The sequence below is a fragment of the Porphyromonas circumdentaria genome, assembly GCF_900167105.1.
Classification (GTDB): Bacteria; Bacteroidota; Bacteroidia; order Bacteroidales; family Porphyromonadaceae; genus Porphyromonas; species Porphyromonas circumdentaria.
Window position 1 is genome coordinate 46,488 of the sequence record NZ_FUXE01000006.1, and the last position, 20,075, is coordinate 66,562.

General features: G+C 43.2%; 16 protein-coding genes and 1 tRNA gene. 11 read left to right on the forward strand and 6 right to left on the reverse strand.

The annotated features are described in order from the left end of the window. The first annotated feature begins 19 nt into the window (after window positions 1-19). The 9 genes from ffh to B5D06_RS03740 all read left to right on the forward strand — a co-directional run bounded on the left by ffh (window position 20) and on the right by B5D06_RS03740 (window position 9,447). Window positions 20-1,348, forward strand: a complete 1,329-nt coding sequence (gene ffh, locus B5D06_RS03700; RefSeq protein ID WP_078736676.1) for a signal recognition particle protein — start codon at window positions 20-22, stop codon at window positions 1,346-1,348. A gap of 9 nt (window positions 1,349-1,357) precedes the next feature. Next, window positions 1,358-2,248, forward strand: a complete 891-nt coding sequence (folD, locus tag B5D06_RS03705) for a bifunctional methylenetetrahydrofolate dehydrogenase/methenyltetrahydrofolate cyclohydrolase FolD (RefSeq protein ID WP_078736677.1) — start codon at window positions 1,358-1,360, stop codon at window positions 2,246-2,248. Between the two features lie 108 nt (window positions 2,249-2,356). Next, the gene (locus B5D06_RS03710) at window positions 2,357-3,244 is read left to right on the forward strand and encodes a glycosyltransferase family 9 protein (RefSeq protein ID WP_078736678.1); all 888 of its coding nucleotides are present in this window, start codon (window positions 2,357-2,359) and stop codon (window positions 3,242-3,244) included. 10 nt (window positions 3,245-3,254) lie between these two features. After that, the gene (locus tag B5D06_RS03715) at window positions 3,255-3,842 is read left to right on the forward strand and encodes a S4 domain-containing protein (RefSeq protein ID WP_078736679.1); all 588 of its coding nucleotides are present in this window, start codon (window positions 3,255-3,257) and stop codon (window positions 3,840-3,842) included. Between the two features lie 36 nt (window positions 3,843-3,878). Continuing rightward, on the forward strand, window positions 3,879-4,415 hold the full coding sequence (locus B5D06_RS03720) for a histidine phosphatase family protein (RefSeq protein ID WP_078736680.1): 537 nt from the start codon (window positions 3,879-3,881) through the stop codon (window positions 4,413-4,415). Window positions 4,416-4,467: 52 nt separating this feature from the next. Further along, the gene (gene ruvX / locus B5D06_RS03725) at window positions 4,468-4,899 is read left to right on the forward strand and encodes a Holliday junction resolvase RuvX (protein WP_078736681.1); all 432 of its coding nucleotides are present in this window, start codon (window positions 4,468-4,470) and stop codon (window positions 4,897-4,899) included. A gap of 5 nt (window positions 4,900-4,904) precedes the next feature. Continuing rightward, complete coding sequence (gene def / locus B5D06_RS03730) at window positions 4,905-5,477, forward strand: peptide deformylase (protein WP_078736682.1); 573 nt, start codon at window positions 4,905-4,907, stop codon at window positions 5,475-5,477. A 65-nt stretch (window positions 5,478-5,542) separates the two neighbouring features. Then, the gene (locus B5D06_RS03735; protein ID WP_159442686.1) at window positions 5,543-7,531 is read left to right on the forward strand and encodes a tetratricopeptide repeat protein; all 1,989 of its coding nucleotides are present in this window, start codon (window positions 5,543-5,545) and stop codon (window positions 7,529-7,531) included. Further along, window positions 7,528-9,447, forward strand: a complete 1,920-nt coding sequence (locus B5D06_RS03740; protein ID WP_078736684.1) for an ABC-F family ATP-binding cassette domain-containing protein — start codon at window positions 7,528-7,530, stop codon at window positions 9,445-9,447. Before B5D06_RS03735 ends, B5D06_RS03740 begins: the two co-directional genes overlap by 4 nt. A gap of 186 nt (window positions 9,448-9,633) precedes the next feature. Here the strand turns inward: B5D06_RS03740 and B5D06_RS03745 are convergent, their stop codons facing one another. The 6 genes from B5D06_RS03745 to B5D06_RS03770 all read right to left on the reverse strand — a co-directional run bounded on the left by B5D06_RS03745 (window position 9,634) and on the right by B5D06_RS03770 (window position 18,293). Then, window positions 9,634-10,836, reverse strand: coding sequence for a hypothetical protein (locus tag B5D06_RS03745; RefSeq protein WP_078736685.1), 1,203 nt, complete (start codon window positions 10,834-10,836; stop codon window positions 9,634-9,636). A 4-nt stretch (window positions 10,837-10,840) separates the two neighbouring features. Then, window positions 10,841-12,214: a tail fiber domain-containing protein gene (locus B5D06_RS03750; RefSeq protein WP_159442687.1), complete on the reverse strand. Its 1,374-nt coding sequence runs from the start codon at window positions 12,212-12,214 to the stop codon at window positions 10,841-10,843. A gap of 318 nt (window positions 12,215-12,532) precedes the next feature. Beyond that, window positions 12,533-13,447, reverse strand: a complete 915-nt coding sequence (locus B5D06_RS03755) for an Ig-like domain-containing protein (protein ID WP_078736687.1) — start codon at window positions 13,445-13,447, stop codon at window positions 12,533-12,535. Between the two features lie 151 nt (window positions 13,448-13,598). After that, window positions 13,599-14,816 (reverse strand): peptidase T, encoded by a 1,218-nt coding sequence (pepT, locus tag B5D06_RS03760; RefSeq protein ID WP_078736688.1) that lies wholly within the window; start codon window positions 14,814-14,816, stop codon window positions 13,599-13,601. Between the two features lie 25 nt (window positions 14,817-14,841). Then, window positions 14,842-16,821, reverse strand: a complete 1,980-nt coding sequence (locus tag B5D06_RS03765) for an OPT family oligopeptide transporter (protein ID WP_078736689.1) — start codon at window positions 16,819-16,821, stop codon at window positions 14,842-14,844. 152 nt (window positions 16,822-16,973) lie between these two features. Next, window positions 16,974-18,293 (reverse strand): UDP-glucose dehydrogenase family protein, encoded by a 1,320-nt coding sequence (locus B5D06_RS03770; RefSeq protein WP_078736690.1) that lies wholly within the window; start codon window positions 18,291-18,293, stop codon window positions 16,974-16,976. Between the two features lie 859 nt (window positions 18,294-19,152). Between B5D06_RS03770 and B5D06_RS03775 the strand changes: the two genes are divergently transcribed. Continuing rightward, window positions 19,153-19,225: transfer RNA gene (locus B5D06_RS03775), tRNA-Lys, on the forward strand. Window positions 19,226-19,474: 249 nt separating this feature from the next. Beyond that, window positions 19,475-20,062 (forward strand): DUF3109 family protein, encoded by a 588-nt coding sequence (locus tag B5D06_RS03780; RefSeq protein WP_078736691.1) that lies wholly within the window; start codon window positions 19,475-19,477, stop codon window positions 20,060-20,062. Window positions 20,063-20,075: the final 13 nt, after the last annotated feature.

The window sequence follows — 20,075 nt, forward strand, 5'->3', positions numbered from 1 at the left end:
CTCTTGAACACAATACAATATGTTTGAAAATCTTAGTGAACGCTTAGAGCGATCTTTCAAAAAACTAAAAGGTGAAGGTCAGATAACGGATATCAACGTTGCAGAGACCTTAAAAGATGTACGACGCGCCCTCATAGAGGCCGACGTTAACTATAATGTTGCCAAGAAATTTACCGATAACGTTAAGGAAATAGCACTCGGACGTAACGTCTTAACAGCAGTACGCCCCAGTGAAATGATGGTTAAAATCGTCCACGACGAGTTGGCCAAATTGATGGGTAGCGAGGCGGTAGACCTGAATCTAAAGGGAGAGCCTACTATTATCCTTATGTCGGGGCTTCAAGGATCGGGTAAGACAACTTTTTCTGGTAAGTTGGCCAATCTTCTCAAGAATAAACGTTCTAAAAATCCGCTACTCGTAGCCTGTGACGTTTATCGTCCTGCAGCTATTGACCAATTGAAAGTGCTTGGAGAGCAACTCTCTATACCTGTTTTCGCAGAGGTTACTAATAAGAATCCTATTGAAATAGCTCTTCATGCCATTGAAGAGGCTAAAGCCAAGAATCACGATGTGGTTATCGTTGATACGGCGGGTCGTTTAGCTATTGATGAGGAGATGATGAATGAAATATCTTCTATCAAGAAGGCTATTTCTCCTCACGAAATTCTATTTGTTGTAGATGCGATGACTGGGCAGGATGCCGTTAACACTGCCAAAGAGTTTAATGAGCGTCTCGACTTTGATGGAGTGATTCTTACCAAGCTGGATGGGGATACCCGAGGTGGGGCAGCTCTCTCTATTAGAACTGTGGTTGATAAACCGATAAAGTTTGTTGGTACGGGCGAGGGAATGGAGGCATTAGATGTTTTCCACCCAGAGCGTATGGCAGACCGTATATTGGGGATGGGAGATATTGTTTCTCTCGTGGAGCGTGCACAGCAACAGTATGATGAGCGTGAGGCTCGCAGATTGGAGGAGCGAATTGCTAAAAACCAGTTCGATTTCAACGACTTTCTAAAGCAAATCCAACAAATCAAAAAGATGGGGAATATCAAGGATTTGATGGGTATGATTCCTGGTGTTGGTAAGGCTATTAAGGATATGGATATAGACGACAATGCCTTTAAGGGGATAGAGGCTATTATATACTCGATGACTCCCGAAGAGCGTTCGCACCCTGGTTTATTGAATGGCTCTCGCCGTAAGAGAATTGCAGACGGAAGTGGTACTACAGTCCAAGAAGTCAATCGTTTGATTCAACAGTTTGATCAGGCGAAAAAGATGATGAAAACAATTCAAACCATGGGTAATAATCCCAAGAAAATGGCTCGTTTGCGCCACAAATAAAAAACAAATATGGAAACCTATAAGATATTAGATGGGAAAAAAATCTCAGACGAGATAAAAAAAGAGATTGCTTTAGAGGTCGAAAAGATTGTAAGCAACGGAGGTAAACGCCCTCACTTGGCTGCCATTTTGGTAGGGCACGACGGAGGAAGTGAAACTTATGTTGCTTCTAAAGTAAAGTCTTGTGAGGAAGTCGGCTTTGCCTCCTCTTTGATACGCTTTGAAAGCGACGTTACAGAGGAGCAATTGTTGGCTACGATAGATCAGTTAAACAATGATCCAGAGGTTGATGGTTTCATTGTACAGTTGCCTCTTCCTAAGCATATAGATGAGCAGAGAGTTATAGAGCGCGTGGACTACCGCAAGGATGTGGATGGTTTTCATCCCATCAATGTAGGTCGTATGAGTATTGGTCTGCCCTGTTTTGTTTCGGCTACTCCTCAGGGCATTGTAGAGCTTCTTCGTCGCTATGAAATACCTACATCAGGTAAACATTGTGTTGTTTTAGGTCGTAGCAATATTGTTGGTAAGCCTATTGCTCAGCTTTTAGCTCAAAAGGGGTATCCTGGAGATTGTACTGTGACGGTGTGTCATAGTCGCACACAAGGCTTGAAGGAGATGTGCCAATCGGCAGATATAATCATTGCGGCATTGGGAAGTCCCGAGTTTGTTACTAAAGACATGATTAAGCCTGGTGCTGTGGTAGTAGATGTGGGTACTACGAGAGTTCCCGATAGCACACGCAAGAGTGGATTCCGCCTGACAGGAGACGTTAAGTTTGACGAGGTCGCTCCTCTTTGCTCCTACATAACTCCTGTACCTGGAGGGGTTGGTCCCATGACCATCGTCTCTCTTATGATGAATACCTTGAAGGCAGGACAGAAAATACTATTCAATTAAACTCTAACCCCCTCTTTCACTCTTTTCTATAAAGAGGGTAGGGGGAGATCTTCTTTTCTCGAGTAAGTATTTAGTGGATAGTTTGTTTTTTAGCAAATAGATAGACCTGTGGCACATATTCTTATTATTCATCCAGCCTCTCTCAGCGATGTTTGTTTGTCGCTAGACTTGATTTACTCTATTGCTCAAAGCTATCCACAACACCAATTCACTTATCTTCTTAAGCCCTCAATTACTGGTATTGTGGTCGCTCCTCCCAAAAATTTGGAGCCTATGACCATAGATTTGAGGAGAAACGATGGCACGCTACGGGGAATGCTTGTCTTAGGACGCAAACTTCTATACGAGAGGTTTGATTATATCTTCGATTTGTACAACAATAAGCAGACTCGCTTTTTGGGGGGCTATCTTCGTCTTTTTGGGAGTGTAAAGTACTATGCGGTACCTAAAAGATATTCGTTTCGATCTTCTCTTTTGACCGACTACATCCCTTACAAGAGTGGAGGGGAGTACCTCCGAGTTTATAGAGACCTTTTCGAGAGAGCTCGCTTTTTCCCCACAGAGACCCATTCGATAACAGAGGGTAAATTGAAAAATACATCGTTGCTACCCCAGCATGCTATTGGGTTTGCGCCTCTGAAAAAACAAGATAGAGAGTTGTCTTGGGAGGAAATATACAGTAAGGCTACTTATATCCGTCAGCTTTTTTCGAAACCAGTATTGATTTTCGGTCTCAATAAGAGCGACTTTTCTACTTTCCCAAAAGATGTAGAGAGAGGATTAGACAACATACACATGGTTTCCAATCTCTCTTTTTCGCAAGAGTTGGCACTATTAGCTTCTTTGGATCTCTTTGTGGGGGTGGATGCATCGTCGATTCGAATGGCAGAATTGGTGAAAGTACCTACATTCTTTATAGAGGATTTATCTTGCCTCGAAAGGAAAATCTTTTTAGCAAAAGAACAACTAACAGAGTTTATAACAACACAACAATAGGATACACTGCATGAACATGAGAATTAACAAACTTCTAAGTGAGACAGGATTAGGCTCACGAAGAGAAGTAGAGGCTTTGATTTTAGAGGGGCGCGTAATGGTTAATGGCGTTTTGGCAGAGCTGGCAGATGTGATAGAGGAGGACGATGTAGTAACTCTTGATGGAGAAGAGTTGCCCGTACGAGACCTAATCAGAGAGTTTGCAGCCGAGCAGAAGATGCAATTGGCGCAGAAAGCCCCTATTCGCATAGGGAGTGAGTACGTAGACTTGGACGAGGATGACCATTATCGTCGTAAGAATTTTTCTAATCGTGGTAGTAGTAATCATGCAGCAAGAGGGGCGAAATCCTCTCGTACAGGTTTCAAATCGTCAACCAGTAAGCCTGCCAAGTTTAGAAAACATTGGGAAGAAGAAGAATCAGGAGCGGATGCAGTAAGAAAACATACCGATAGTAGGTCCCCACAAAAAGGAGAAAGACGAGAAAAGAGCTTCTATCCGCATCGCAATCGAGAGGAGCATAACTTTTCGGATGGAAAGAAAAAGCCTTATTCTCAGGGTAATAAGTTTTCTTCCCCTCAAAAAAAGAAAAGGGTTTGATCAAGGGACTCTACTCAAAAGAATGTTTTAGAGATTATGAAAGTTAGCTTAGTACGTCATACATCGGTGCTTTTGGATGGCAACCAGTTTTGCTATGGTGCTACGGATGTTGATGTTATACCCGAAAATTTTGAGCGTGAGGCCGAGGGGGCTCGAAAGGCGATTGTGCAGTTACAGCCCGATGCCGTTTTTACAAGTCCACTACAGAGAGCTGTAAGATTGGCTTCCTACTGTGGTTATCCAGAGGCTCAAAGAGATGATCGCCTTAAGGAGATGAATTTTGGGGATTGGGAGGGAAGACCTTGGACGGAGATTCTTACTACAGAGGATGTTCCTGACTTCTTCTCTTATTACATCAACAATCCTACCCCCAATGGGGAGTCTCTAAAGGATCAACTCAATCGAGTACATCATTTCTTTGAAGAAAAGAAACGCGAGAAGCACAAGCATATATTGCTCTTTTGCCATGGAGGGGTGATCAACTGTGCTCGTACCCTTGTTGGAGAGACTACGATAGAGAAAGCGTTTGCCTCTCTGCCTGGTTTTGCGTCGCACACTTTATTGGAGTTTTAGACCGATTGTTTGAGAAACGTTTAGAGTATAGAGTACTAACTCTATCGCTGTTATGGGACGAATATTAGCTATTGACTATGGAGTAAATCGCACAGGACTGGCGGTTACAGATCCTCTTAGAATTATTCCAGGAGGCCTTACGACTGTAGCGACCTCGGAGCTACTTTCTTTCCTTACGAGGTATATCTCCGCCGAAAAAGTTGATCTTATAGTTGTTGGGCATCCTACGCAAATGAATAGTGAGGAGAGTGAGACGATGAAGAAAATACGCCCTTTAGTGGCGCAACTACAAGAGACGTTTCCTCAAGCCAAGGTAGTTTTATATGATGAACGCTTTACTTCCAAACTGGCTCAACGTACCATTTTGGAGAGTGGCATGGGGAAGATGAAAAGGAGAAATAAGGCATTAGTAGATGAAGTTAGTGCCGTTATTATACTTCAATCTTATATGGAATCTTTGGAGTATAAACAGTTAAATCAGTAAAGAGTATGTTACCAGTATATTTATATGGGCACCCAGTTTTGAGAGAGGTGGCACAAGATATTACACCAGAATACCCAGGCTTGAAAGAACTTATACAGTCCATGTGGATTTCTATGTATGAATCGGATGGAATCGGGTTGGCCGCTCCTCAAATAGGTAAGTCTATTCGCCTGTTGGTTATTGATGCTACCCCTATGGCAGATGTTTTCCCAGAGTGTAAAGATTTTAAGACTGTGATGATAAATGCACATATTACAGACTTTAGCGAGGATACGCTTGCCGAAGATGAAGGGTGTTTGAGTCTTCCTGGAATACACGAGAAGGTTATCCGTCCTAAAGGTATTACGATTGAGTACTTAGACGAAAACTTTACTCCTCAAACAAAAACGTTCTCTGGCTTTGCTGCAAGAGTTATACAGCACGAGTATGATCATTTAGAAGGGATCGTTTTTACCGATCGTATTAGCCCTCTTCGCAAGAAGCTTATCAAAAACAAATTAGCCAATATCGAGAGCGGAAGAGTGCGTCCTCATTATCCTGTTGTGATAGCTCCTCCCAAGAAGAAGTCTAACAGGTAGTTTTTCTCTTTATTTTGATGAAAGCTTTTCTGTCTTTTTTTGTTGCTCTGTTTCTATTCATTTCTATGGCATTTGCCCAGATTGATGTAAACAGAGTGATGACTATTGGTCAGAATGCTCTTTTTTTCAATGATTATCTCGTCTCAATAGGCTATTTCAACCAAGTAATAGAACTGCGCCCCTGGATGGCAGATCCCTATTATTTCAGAGCTCTTTCCAAGTTTATGTTGGAAGACTATAAGGGAGCTGAAGAGGATGCTGGATGGGCGATAGAGCGGAACGCTTTCATTGCTAAGGCATATTTGGTGCGAGGACTATCACAAAGGGCTCTAAAGGATAATGCTCAAGCCGTTGTCAATTTGAAGAAAGCCTACGAGTTTCTTCCAGATGACGTAGAGGTGGCATTGAGTTTGGCTGAAGCACTCTTTGGGGACAAACAGTATGAAGAGAGTGCCAATACCATTGATAAACTGCTACAGAAAGATAAAAAGAACAAATATGCCTATTTGCTGAAAGGTGATCTCCTGCTGCAGAGTAGAGACACTGTTTCGGCTATGGCAGCCATCAAAAACTCTCTTTCGATAGACTCCACACAAGCGCAGGCTTATGCCTCTCTGGGCTATCTTTCGGCACAGAAGAAAGAGTACAAAGAGGCCTTGTCTTTTCTAAACAGTGCCATTTTTTATGAGCCTAACGACAAGAATTTTTATATTAACCGCGGCTTGGTGAGATATCACTCCAACGATTATGAGGGGGCTATTGACGATTACTCTCGGGCTATTCAAATCGCCCCCAACGATCTAACGGCACGTTACAATAGAGCTTTGCTATTAGCCTCTTTGGGAGATGCCAATAATGCCTTGGCCGATTTACAGCATGTGTTAAAGCAACGCCCCAACGACTATATGGCTTTGTACAATCAAGGTCTTTTAAGCATGGATATTGGCGACTATAAAACAGCACTAAAGAGCTTTAATCGGGTTTTGGAGCGTTATCCTAATTTCTTGATGGGATTGTTGGCGAGGGCAGAAGTAAAAAAAGCGTTGGGTGATTTGGCGGGCTCAGACCGAGATTTATGGCAGGCAGAACAGCAGCAAAGAAGGAAGAACTTCAAAAAGAAAGCTCCCAAGACGATAGCAAAAGAGACCCGTAGCGAGGAGGAAGAAGCGATAGATGCCTATAATCAACTGATTGAGACTACAGAGACTTCGCTTGCTCAAACTTCTCTTCATGTACCACAGTCTTTGCGGGGTAAGATACAGAATCGAGAGGTGGCATTAGAGCCCTTGGACTTCTTTACTCTAAGCTATTTCCCGCCTGTCTCAAAGGGAGGACTTACTCCTCGTCTCTACTACAGTGCCCTTGTGGAGGAGTATAACGATGCACACACCTTGCCCAAGCGATTATCTCTAACCCCATCGGGCCAGATTATAGATACTTTAGATATCCAGCTTTTACAGCAGGAACTCCAATTTCTCAATAGTGCTGCAAAAAAAACAGAAGAGGTTTACTTTCGTTTAGGGATAGCGGCGTTTCTTTTGCAAGATGTAGAATTGGCAGAGCGCGCACTCTCGGAGGCTATAAGGTTAAATCCCAAACAACCTCTATTCTTCTTTGCTCGTGCAGCGGTACGTAAGCGTACGTTGGAGTTGAGTAGAGGCAGTGCCGAGCAAGAAGCCTCTCCTTTGGATCGTAAAACCCATGTTATGGGAGTTTCTTCCCTCTCGGGGCTCTCTTCGCAGCCGAGCAAAACTCCTTCTTTGAGTTACGAACAGATTCGTTCGGACTTGGATAACGTTTTAGCAAAATCACCTAAGTTTTATTATGCCTATTATAACCGTGCTGTCTTATTGGAGAGAATGGGACAGAAAGCCTTGGCTTTGGAAGATTATAATAGAGCTTTGGAGGGATTAGAACATCCCGAGATTTACTTTAATAGGGGGCTTTTATTCCTTTTCCTCGGCAAAAAAGAGGAGGCAATCAAAGACCTGAGAAAAGCGGGAGAGGGAGGAATATATCAAGCCTATAGTATCATCAAAAAGACTCGACAATGATTGCAGTCAATCATCTAACCGTAGACTTCGGAAAGCAACTATTATTCGACGACGTAACATTTGTAGTTTCTGCCAAAGAGCGTGTAGCTCTGGTGGGGAAGAATGGGGCAGGAAAATCTACTCTACTAAAGTTAATCGCAGGCAAGGAGGAACCCACGAGCGGTTCCATTGCTCGTCAGAAAGATTTGACCATCGGGTATCTACCGCAAGTGATGTCTCTTGTAGACGAGTGCTCTGTAATAGAGGAGACCGAGAAAGTATTTGCCTCGCTACAGGATTTGAAGAGAGAGGTAGACCTTTTGGCGCAGGAAATGGAGCAACGTACCGACTTCGATAGCGATGCCTATAAAGAGTTGATTGAACGCTTCTCGCACCAAAACGAGAAACTACTTCTTTTGGGACAGGGGAATTACAGAGCAGAGGTAGAGCGCACTTTACTCGGCTTGGGGTTTGAACGTAGCGACTTCGAGCGACCTACCCGAGAGTTCAGCGGAGGGTGGCGCATGCGTATCGAGTTGGCAAAGATACTTTTACAGAGACCTGATTTGCTTCTCTTAGATGAGCCGACCAATCACCTCGACATTGAGTCTATCGAATGGCTGGAGCAATTCATCAAGACCTCGGGGGTTACCCTACTTTTGGTCTCGCACGACCGTGCTTTTTTGGATGCGACTACTACACGAACCATCGAAATAGAGTTGGGGCGCATTTACGACTATAAAACCAACTACTCTCATTATGTGACGTTGCGCCACGAACGTTTGGAACAGCAACGCAGAGCCTATGAAAATCAGGCGAAGAAGATTGAGGAGACGGAGGCTTTTATCGAACGCTTCCGCTACAAGGCGACCAAGTCGATTCAGGTGCAGAGCCGTATCAAACAGTTGGAGAAGATAGACCGCATAGAGCTGGATATACTCGATGAGAGTGCTATGCACTTTCGCTTTCCTCCTGCCGAGCGTTCGGGAGATTTTCCTTTGATTATAGAGCAGCTTGCCAAGAGTTATGGGGAGCATCGTGTCTTTTCAGAGGTCGATATGACACTTCGCCGAGGCGACAAAGTTGCTTTTGTTGGGAAAAACGGTGCTGGTAAGTCCACATTGGTCAAGTGTATTATGGGGCAGATTGCGGACTATACGGGGCAACTCAAAATAGGGCACAATATAAGGATTGCCTACTTCTCGCAGAACAGAGCACAGGAGTTGGACCCCCAGCTGACAATACGAGACACCGTAGACCGTGCTGCCATAGGCCCCGTTCGTGAGAAGATAAACAACCTACTCGGAGCCTTTATGTTTGGTGGCGAATTGGCAGATAAACCTGTCTCTGTACTTAGTGGGGGTGAGAGAGCGCGTTTGGCTATTTTGATATTACTGCTTGAGCCTGCCAACCTACTCATACTGGACGAACCGACCAACCACTTGGATATGCGCTCGAAAGATGTTCTTAAGGAAGCGATTAAAACTTTTGAGGGAACGGTTATTGTCGTTTCGCACGATAGAGATTTTCTTGATGGCTTGGTCGATCAGGTTTTCGAGTTCTCTCATGGGAGGGTTATCCCCCATTTGGGCGGCATCTACGATTATCTGCAAAAGCGTCGTTTAGAGAGCCTTGCTCAGTTGGAGGCTAAAACGGAGCCTGCTCTTAAAACAGCAAAAGAAAATGGTAACTCCTCAAAAGAGAGCTACCAAGAGCAGAAAGAAAAGGCGCGTCAGCAACGCAACTTAGAGCGGGCTGCCGAAAAGGCCGAGGCGAAAGTAGCCGAACTGGAGGGGGAGTTAAAAGAGATTGAGCAGGCACTCTCTCAATCGGGCGCGACATCGGATAACAACCTTTTTGCACGCTATGATACGCTACAAAAGGCTTTGCAAGAGGCAATGGATGAGTGGGAAGAACTCATGATGCTGATGGAGTAGTGCCTTCATGCACCGATACTTGGCTGTTAAAAATCTGTTTCAATAGATTTTTGCAGGCCAAGGGAATAAGGTTGCTATTACGGAACTTTGATAAAAATCCCCTTGAAACTCTATTTGCAGAGTTTCAAGGGGCAATAATTGTCTCTTTATAATAAGTGCAAGGCTATAAGGAAATAGATAGAGCCTCTACTTTTCTATATTAACCTGGAATACTCCTCCTTTTCCCACTACAAATCCCTTTTTAATTTCCAACTCTTTACAGGATACGAATAGAGCTTTTTCGGGAGGTATAGTAAGAGTTTCGTTGGGAGCAATAACAACCTTACGGGCGATAACACTTTTATTGTTTGAGAAATTCCTAACAATCTCTGTCTCCTTTCTTATGTTTCCTTTTTTGTAGAAGTGCATTTCAGGGTTAGTGAGGCGTATATGCATCTTAGCGATTTGTTGAGGAGTTATAGCTGCTGGTATCCCTGATCCGTAGTCCATGAGGTTATTACTCTTGGTTTTCCAGCGATCTCCGTCAGGTATTATTGTATCTGTTTCTGCATAACGGGTCTTTACCCAATAGTGTCCTGGATCGCGATCCTTTACTTTGATAATTTCTAACGCGTAATCCTTTGCTTCTTTTGAGGTTGGAGTATCGCTACAGTCATCGTTTCTTCCTCGCACCATTGAATGATACAGGCTTAAACAATGCCCTAATTCATGAGCTAAAGTTCTTACCTGAATAGCATAACTGTAAACGGGCTCTTGAGGATTGTTTTGAAGTTTGTTGTAATCATTTAGGTAACTACACCAGTTATTATAAAGAATTAGATAGGTGCCAGGAAGAGATGCTATCCCAGAATATCTAATATTGTGTCCTCCCTTCCCATAGATATACACTTCAAAGCAATCGTCTGGATTCTTTTTGTGGATATCATGAGTTGATTTAAGACCAGGACCCTGGGACGGAAATCCTACATCGAAAAAGACTCCAGAGAGCTGTATCTTAATTTTAGCAGGGCGCACTTCCACCGTATTGCCAGGTATAAGAAACATCTTTGAGTTGGATTCGAGTATTTCGTTGGTACTTTTTACGAGTCTTTCTGCATATTGATACCCATTTTCAAGCCCAGAACCTTCGGGCATAGAAGGATGGAAGTTGCGCAGGGTGTCTAAGAAAATAATGTCATTGGGATGGAGCACAAAGTGCACATTAACTCGTATAACTTGCTCTTGATGCTCGTTTGCCAACACAATCCTTTCCCATTGAGCTAATTCACTCTCTCGAATTCGAGGGATTCTACCTGTTCTCGTGCCACACCCATCCTCTTGAGCTTGTAGCGAGAGGGAGATGCCTTGAAAGAGAAACAGTAGAAAAAAGATATACTTTAAGTACTTCATACGTTTACTTCTTTACAATCATTTTCTTTGTTGCTATCTCTTCATTGTCTACGATTAGACTGTAGAGATAAAGGCCATCTGCAAGATTGTGTGCAGAGTAAGATATTTTCCCTTTTACACCTCTTTCCTTACAGGGTAGAGTTTCAATCATTTTTCCTTGCATATCCAATACTGCAATATAGGCATCTGTGCTACTCTCTGGAATGAAATAGAAGAACTCCGTTGTTGTAGCAAATGGATTAGGGCGATTGCCATAAAGAACAGGGCGATTATTGAGTGTTGGGTCGTTTTCAATATTATTGTTTTTGTCAAGAACAGAAGATGAAAGTTGAGAGAGTTGCTCCGTCAAGCGTTGATTCTCCATCTTTAGTTCCTGCAAACCTTCTACTAATAGAGGAATAAGAGCTGTGTATTGGATGCTATACTCGTCTGTTTTTTCGTTGTAGTCTACTAACTCTGGGAATATTTCGGCAAACTCTTGCGCTACAAATCCATATTGTTTTTTAGAAGACCGCTTAGCTTCTTCTGCCATGTGCATAGCTATCACTTGCTCCTCTTCGGTAGAGGTTGAACTCATTGTCTTAGGAGTATTCGTTTCAGAGGTAGAGGCTTTTAGGTTATAACTTACAGGTCGCAAACTTTCCAACTTGTTGATTACACTGTTGGCAATAGGTTCGATGTTGTCTTTTGCCCTCTCGTCTGAAGTAATAGTTGGGTGGTCTTTGAAGTGAGCATAGTTTACGTACAACTTATTCCACTTCTTATCAGCAGTTCCTATATAGCCGTAACCAGAACTCTGTGGGCGTATGGTAGCTTGTCCTTCTCCAGAATCGTCAAAACAAACTCCTTCTTCGTATAGTAGCTCCGCTGGAGGTATAGATGTTGTTGTATGTCCTATCGGATAGAGAGGCTCCGTAATAATATCGAGGCGATAGTACCCAGATATCCCTGCTCCAACACAAACAGCAGGTCGGTTACTCTCTTTAGAAGAAGGATAGGAAGAAATGATAGCCCTATATTTTCCTCGTGTATAAGTTCCTAAAGAAAAATAGGATGTTAATGTTGCTTTGTTTCGGTCTAAGAAACTTACACGCATATCTGCAAACTTTTGGGGAGCTGTTTGCCCTGTTATTACGCTTGAAAAGTCTATACTTAAGTGATTCCTTTTCTTTGTGTTCTTGTTCAGTAATGTTAATGCTGTTCCCGAATCATATGAGTCACCAGTGTCGTTGATTTCAATCGTGGCACTTTGATGGGGCAATCCTCTACCTGCATCTACTTTTACTTGTCCGTCAGTAGTTACCTTCAACTGAGAAAAACCGTTGTAGCTCACAGTACTGAGCAATGCAATGAGTGGTAAAATGAAATGTTTCTTCATAATTTTATTTGTATTTATTGTTATTAATGCCGCTAATTTAGTGTATTTTGTTGTATTTCCAAAATGCATTGGGTTCTTTTTTTTGAATCATTAATGTTTTTGACGTCCTCTAGTGAGAAATAAATAGGGACTTAGAGATGCCTTGGTGGTATAGTCATGGTTAGAATGGCAGGTTGATTGTCTACTCGCAAAAAGATTCAATAGAACTCAAAAGCTTTTGTTGGACACCAATTAACAAAAAATAAAACCCCACTGTACTTTTGTACAGCGGGGTTTTGAAGTTATTTATTGAAATGTTCTTCGAGAGAACCTTTCAGTTTAGAACTTAGAGATTACTTGAATAGGACTGAATACATTCAAGTTCTTAGATAGGGGAGTGAAAACTTCTCCGCTTTGTTCGCTAGGCTTAAAAATCTCGGCATAGTATACATCCAATTGTTCATCTCCTATTTTTTCTTCTTGGTGGTAAACAGCAACAGTATACTCTCTACCTGCTTTTCTCCCAAAAAGTACAGGCCCTAATTTGTCGACATTTCTTTCTTCGATTTCACTTGCTTCATATCCCAAGCGTTTCATAATCTCTCTTCCTAAACCTTGAGCCCAAGTTCCTGTCCCATTGGTCCCTACCATGCATGATATGAATTGACTTCCTTTTTGGGGGGTATGAATGTAGGTGACCATTCCGAAACTAGAGAGTTGAGAGCCTTTCTTCTTATTAAAGAAGAATCCAATCTTTTGATTCTTAGGGTCTACCTTTTGGGTCTCTTCCCAATCTTTACTAAACAGAGCAGTTTCGATTTCGGCTTTTTTTGCTTTCATGTTTCCATCGAATACAGGGATGTATAGGTCTTCTCCTATGAAACGAGTTTCGTCAATAGCTGCCTTGCCTTTCACCGTCAAAGCAACCGTAGCCGTTTTATCGCCTGCCTTAACAGTGATGGTAGCATTACCTTCGTTCATAGCAGTTACAACCTTACCGTCTACTTTAGCAACGTTTGCATCGCTTGACTCGAGAGTGTAAGATACAGAGTTGGGAACCAAAGTAACATTTACATCTGCACCTGTAAGAGCGAACCTAATTTTATCACCCTTGTAAAGTTCAAAAGAAGTAGGGTTAACGGACAATTCTTTTACTTCTTCTTTTTGCTTTTGCTTAGGATCTTTCCCTTTACAGCTTGGGGCAACCATAGCAAGAGTTGCCAAGGCACCGAGTGCCAACAATAACTTTTTCATGCTTAATTGATTAAATAATTAATATTAGTGTTGTTATTCTGTCGTCGCAAAGATACGATAAAGAGTTGATTACACAATAGGTTGTAATTCTGCAGAAACAATGTTCACGATAAGGCACTATTGTTATGGTAACAAATCGCCTCTTTTAAGGTTAGCTTGCCCAAAGAGAGGCGAGGTGTATCATCGTTTGCAGGGCTTTGTTCATCGTAGTAAGAGAGCAGTACTCATATTTCCCGTGGAAGTTCATACCGCCCGTAAATAGGTTGGGGCAGGGAAGTCCCATATAGGAGAGGCGAGAGCCGTCCGTTCCCCCACGTATGGGCTTGATGATGGGTGTAACTCCTGCCATCTTCATAGCCTCTTGCGCTCGTGTGATAAGCTCGGGATAGGGGGTTACCTGCTCTTTCATATTGTAGTACTGGTCTTTGAGATGTAGCGTTACAACCTCTTGACCTATTTTTTTGTTCATATACTCCACCGCTTGGGTAATGATATGCTTCTTCTCTTCAAAGAGAGTTTTATCATGGTCTCTTATGATGTACGCCATCTCTGCTTGCTCTACACTACCCGAGAGATGGATAAGGTGGAAGAATCCTTCGTACCCCTCTGTAAGCTCGGGGCGCATTCCCACGGGGAGCATCTCGTGTAAATCACAAGCTACTTGGAGGGCGTTTATCATCTTACCCTTGGCCGAACCTGGGTGTATGTTGCGCCCTTGTATGGAGAGTTTGGCAGAGGCGGCATTGAAGTTCTCGTATTCGAGTTCGCCCTCAAAGCCTCCGTCCATCGTGTAAGCAAACTTAGCCCCGAAAGCCTTTACGTCGAAAAAGTCCACTCCACGACCAATCTCCTCGTCGGGCGTAAAGCCTATGCGTATCTTGCCATGAGCTATTTGCGGATTCTTCATAAAGTACTCCGCCATGGTCATAATCTCTGCCACTCCTGCCTTGTCATCTGCACCGAGCAGGGTAGTACCGTCTGTGGTGATGAGCGTATGCCCTTTATAGAAAGAGAGTTCGGGGAAGTCCTTTACATACATCGTAAGCTCCTTATTGAGGGGGATATCTTTCCCATCGTAGTTCTCTATGATTTGAGGCTTCACGTTTGCACCACTCATATCGGGGCTGGTATCTACATGAGATATAAAACCAATAATAGGTTTATCTTCCATCCCTGGTGTGGCAGGTATAGAGCCCATTACATATCCATATTGGTCCATGCTTACCTCCGTTAAACCCAAAGCAATCATCTCTTCTTTGAGGGCTTTGAGGAGTACGAGTTGTTTCTCGGTAGAGGGGTATGTGGTGGAGTTTTCGTCGCTTTGCGTATCGAAACTTACGTAGTGTAAAAATCTATCTTTGAGTTCCATTTTTTGTTTTTCGTATTAAGTGAATTTATTTTTTGGAAGAGGATATTTTCATAGCATCTACTACAAAGTAGACGATGATAAGAAGGTACATAATGAGCGATAACCATTGAGAACCTAAAGATGCGTACCAGCCCGAGGCAAATAAATCGACGTTGTAGAACTTGAGTATGGCACTTACTACTCCCATGAGTGCTCCTCCTGCAATGAATCCAGAGGCGATGAGGGTACCTCTATCTCTACGCATCTTGTTGATCGCTTCACTCTTATGGCGAGAACCTACGAAATGGCTGATAAGCCCTCCTACCAACAGAGGCGTATTGAGTTGTAAGGGAATGAACATCCCCAAAGCAAAGGGGAGGGCGGGCACTTTGATAAAGTTGAGAATCAGTGCCAAGATAGCTCCAATAGCGTAGAGAATCCAAGGCGTTTCGCCTCCCTCCATAAGAGGTTTAATAACAGCTGCCATAGCGTTGGCTTGGGGGGCAACAAGCGAACCTTCTCCCTCGAAGCCATAAGTTTTACTAAGTACAATCATAACCCCCGCTACTGTCAGAGCAGAAACGAATGTGCCTAAGAACTTCCACTTCTCCTGTGTCTTGGGAGTAGTACCCAACCAATATCCAATCTTCAAGTCGGTGATGAAACCTCCAGCCATTGAAAGGGCGGTACATACTACGCCTCCTATAATCATGGCAGCCATCATACCTCTTTCTCCGTCAATACCTACGCTAACCAATACAACAGAGGTGAGGATAAGCGTCATGAGCGTCATACCCGAAACAGGGTTGCTACCCACGATGGCAATAGCATTAGCCGCAACCGTAGTAAAAAGAAAGGCGATCACAAAAACGATTAGTAACGCAATGGCTGTTTGTCCCCAATGATGTATTACTCCGAATTGGAAGAAGACAAGCGTTGTTATCAGAGCGGCCACTATCCCAGCAAGGATAAATTTCATAGAAAGATCCTTTTCTGTACGCACACTCTCCCCGACAAGAGAGCGTTTGTTACCTAACTCTTGCGTTGCCAATTTGATGGCTCTACCGATGATACCAGAAGATTTGATAATACCGATGATACCCGCCATAGCAATACCTCCAATACCTAAAGGACGGGCATAGTGAGAGAAGATTTCTTCGGGCGACATCTGTCCGATTACATTCGTTACCCCCTCACCTACACTCTGTGTCATGCCTGGGGCAAAGTAGCCAACAAGGGGAATGAGTACGAACCAAACAAGGAAAGACCCTGCACATATAATGGAAACATAAGGAAGTCCGATGATGTAGCCTAACCCCAAAACGGCTGCTCCTGTATTTATCTTGAAGAGCATTTTGTATTTGTCGGAGAGAGCAACGCCCCAGTCCAAAAAGCGGGTAGTAAGCTCATCTTTCCACCAGCCAAATGTACTGATTATAAAATCGTACAAACCTCCAATTAGTCCACTTAGAGCCAATAGTTTGGTTTGTTTGCCAGCACTTTCTCCTGTTACCAGTACTTCGGTAGTGGCAGTAGCCTCGGGAAAGGGATATTTACCGTGCATCTCTTGTACAAAGTAACGACGGAAGGGAATCAATAGCAGTATCCCAAGACAGCCCCCTACAAAAGAGGACAAAAAGATTTGCCAAAAGCCTGCTTCGAGATGTAAGATATAAAGAGCGGGGAGCGTGAATATAGCCCCTGCTACGATTACTCCCGAAGAAGCCCCGATAGATTGTATAATTACGTTCTGTCCGAGCATATTCTTTTTCCCAGAAAGAGAGCCGATGCCAACCGCCAGTATGGCAATGGGGATTGCAGCCTCGAAAACCTGTCCTACTTTCAATCCCAGATAAGCCGTAGCTGCAGAAAAGAGAATCGCCATAACTACCCCCATGATGATCGAGTAGGGGGTAATCTCTTTGGGCTTTATACTCGCAGGCATGATAGGTTGGTACGTTTCTCCCGGATGTAGTTCCCTGTAAGCATTTTCGGGTAGTTGGGGAGCAGTCTTTGAGTGGTCCATAACTTTTTTATTTGATGATGTTTTGTAGAAAAATAGCTTTTTTTAGGGGAGCGTGAGCTCCAATCAAGGATTGAGGCACGTTCTAAACGACTTTGTTCTTACCGTAAAACGAAAGTTGTATTTGAGTGGACAATCTAAAAATCTTTTTTATGCTATCGACCTCCTATAGAGAAGTAGAGAAGGCCTTCCTTTATGACAGACTCTTTGTTGAATATATTTCTCCCATCGTATATCTCGTTACCCCTCATGAGTTGCTTTACCAAGCTCCAGTTGGGTAGGCGAAACTGTTTCCACTCGGTTATCAGAAAGAGGGCATCGGCGTCTTGCAGCGCATCATACTGATTGGGGGCATACTCTATGAGGGTACCAAAATAACGCTTAGCCTCCTCCATGGCTATGGGGTCGAATACTGTTACCTGACAGCCCAACTGGAGGAGTGCTTCGATCGTCTTTATAGAGGGGGCATCTCTCATGTCGTCGGTTTCGGGTTTGAAAGCAGTGCCCCATATCGCAATCTTTTTCCCTTTCAGCTCTTCGCCCTGATGATTTTGCTGGTATTTTTTTGCCAAAATCATCTTTTGTTTCTCATTTACTTTTTGAACGGCTTCGAGTATCTCCAGCGTGTATCCGTTCTCTTCGGCTGTTGCCAACAGTGCTCTGATGTCTTTGGGAAAACAGCTGCCCCCGTAACCACAACCCGGATATAAAAATTTAGAGCCGATGCGAGAGTCGGCTCCGATGCCTTTTCGCACGGCTGTAACGTCTGCATTGAGCAGTTCACACAGATTGGCGATATCGTTCATAAAACTTATGCGAGTTGCCAACATAGCATTTGAGGCATACTTGACCATCTCTGCAGAGTTGGGGTCTGTAAAAAGGAAACGCTCGTTAGAGACCATAAACGGTTTGTATAGAGTGGTCATGAGAGAACGTGCCCGCTCGCTGTCGGAGCCGATAACGATTCTATCGGGGTGCATAAAGTCGTTGACAGCATTGCCCTCTTTCAAGAACTCAGGATTGGAAACGACATCAAAAGGAGTGGCAACCCCTCTTTTGTCTAAACACTCTTGGATTATCTTTTTCACCGATAGAGTGGTCCCTACGGGTACGGTACTTTTCGTTACAAAAACGGTGTAATGCTCTATTGAGTTCCCGACGAGCCGAGCTGTTTCCAATACGGCAGAGATGTCTGCACTACCATCCTCTTTAGGGGGCGTTCCAACAGCACTAAAGACGATATCGGCCGTAGCAAGGTGGGGGGCTATGCTTGTGGTAAATAGAAGTCTGCCTGCCTTTTTATTACGGGCAACAATCTCTTGTAACCCTGGTTCGTATATAGGTATACGACCAGTATTCAGGGTATCTATTTTTGTTTGATCTATATCTACACAAGTTACTTGTACCCCCATTTCTGCAAAACAGGCTCCGCTTACAAGTCCTACGTAACCGACCCCAACAACTACTACATTCATAATGTTTTTTTGATTTTTACCCCTTGGGAGTAAAAGAGTTTCCTTGCAAAAATATAAAAATCTTTTGAGGGAAAATGAAGCTTGTTATAGGATTTGTGGCTTTGTATCCCGCTTAAAATGGAGTTTTGTCTCGGTGCTTTCTCGATTTGTTTGTACCACAGGGAGGGGTGTCTTCTTTAGCAAACCTTCAATGCTACTGATCAAAAGTTTGATGCCTCCTTGATGAAAATTCTTTTTCTTATGAGTAATTCTCTATTTTTAGATTGCAAATATATATATTCAAGTTGCAAATATGTATATTCAATCTGCGTATATATATTTACAATCTAAAAATAGACTTTTCCTCGTTAGTATTACAAGTTTATAATGGGTGTAAATCATTATTTGTTAGTTTGTTAACGATTTTAATCCTCTCTTGTAGAGTTTTTTATAGAGATAAGTCGCTCGGAGTAGACTTCGGGGCGTTATAGAGTGTTTGCAGTGTAAGTCCTCGTTATTCGGGTTCAGAAGTGTACCGATTGTACCGTTATAGCCTTGGGAATTATGCTCTTTTTGCAATTACTGTTATCCTACAAAGTCTACGTGCACGAAGTAGTACAATAGCTTTAGCATCTTGTGCAGGGCTTCTTTCTGGTGATTTTGTTGTGCTCATTCTTTTTTGATTTTAACAGGGGGATATTGGGGGTGTATGGCATCTTCTTTTTTACGAGTGAATTAGGGGGGCTTTCCCTATAACATTACCGTTTTGTTGAAACCTTTTTATGCGAGAAGACTTGTGTATTACAAATAAAGTTGTACCTTTGCATCGCGTTTGAGAAAAACGAGGTTTGTAGAAGCTCCTTTCTCCCTGCGTTTGTACGACTCCGTAGCTCAGTTGGTAGAGCAACTGACTCTTAATCAGTGGGTCGAGAGTTCGAGCCTCTCCGGGGTCACAATGTTACTGAAAAGTCCGTCTAAGGAATCCTTAGGCGGATTTTTTTATCCGCTTTTTAGAGTGTAGCTATCTGTCAAGAGGGGGAGCCTTCTCTTCCAATCTCTTTTTGTAACACGCTCTAAGGAACTATTGTCGATTTTGTTGAGCAAAAAAATGCACCCACTGTACCTTTTTCTCTTTGTTTACAGTGCTGTAGAACGTCATATTCTGATTACTTTTGCAGGAGTTTTGAGCAGGATAGTTTGTTATGATACAGATAGACGACAAGATAATAAGCCGAGACGTTTTTGAACGCTATTTCGTTTGCGATTACGATATCTGTCGCGGTGCTTGTTGCGTCGAGGGGGATAGTGGAGCTCCCTTATCCTCTCAAGAACCGATGATTATGCGTCGTTTGCTTCCTCTGGTAACCCCTCTCTTGAGCGAAGAGGCACTTGCCGTGATACGAGAGAAGGGGATTAGTTACATAGATCAGTCGGGCGAAGAAGTTACACAGTTAGTCCATGGAAAAGACTGTGTATTCACCACTTACGATGAGCAGGGTCGATGCCTGTGTGCCTATGAGAAGATATACAGAGAGGGTAAAAGCTCTTTCCCCAAACCGATAAGTTGCCACCTCTATCCGATACGCGTACACCGTTATAAATACTCGATAGCCCTAAACTATGACCAGTGGGATATCTGTAAACCTGCTTTGAGCTTGGGCAAAAAACTTGGTATTCCGCTCTATAAGGCACTGAAAGAACCCATTGTAAGGGCTTTTGGCGAGGCTTTTTTTGCGGAAATAGAAGAGGCTGCCCGACTATTAGAAGAGGCAAAAAAAGAGCAACAGTAGGGAAATAAAGCGT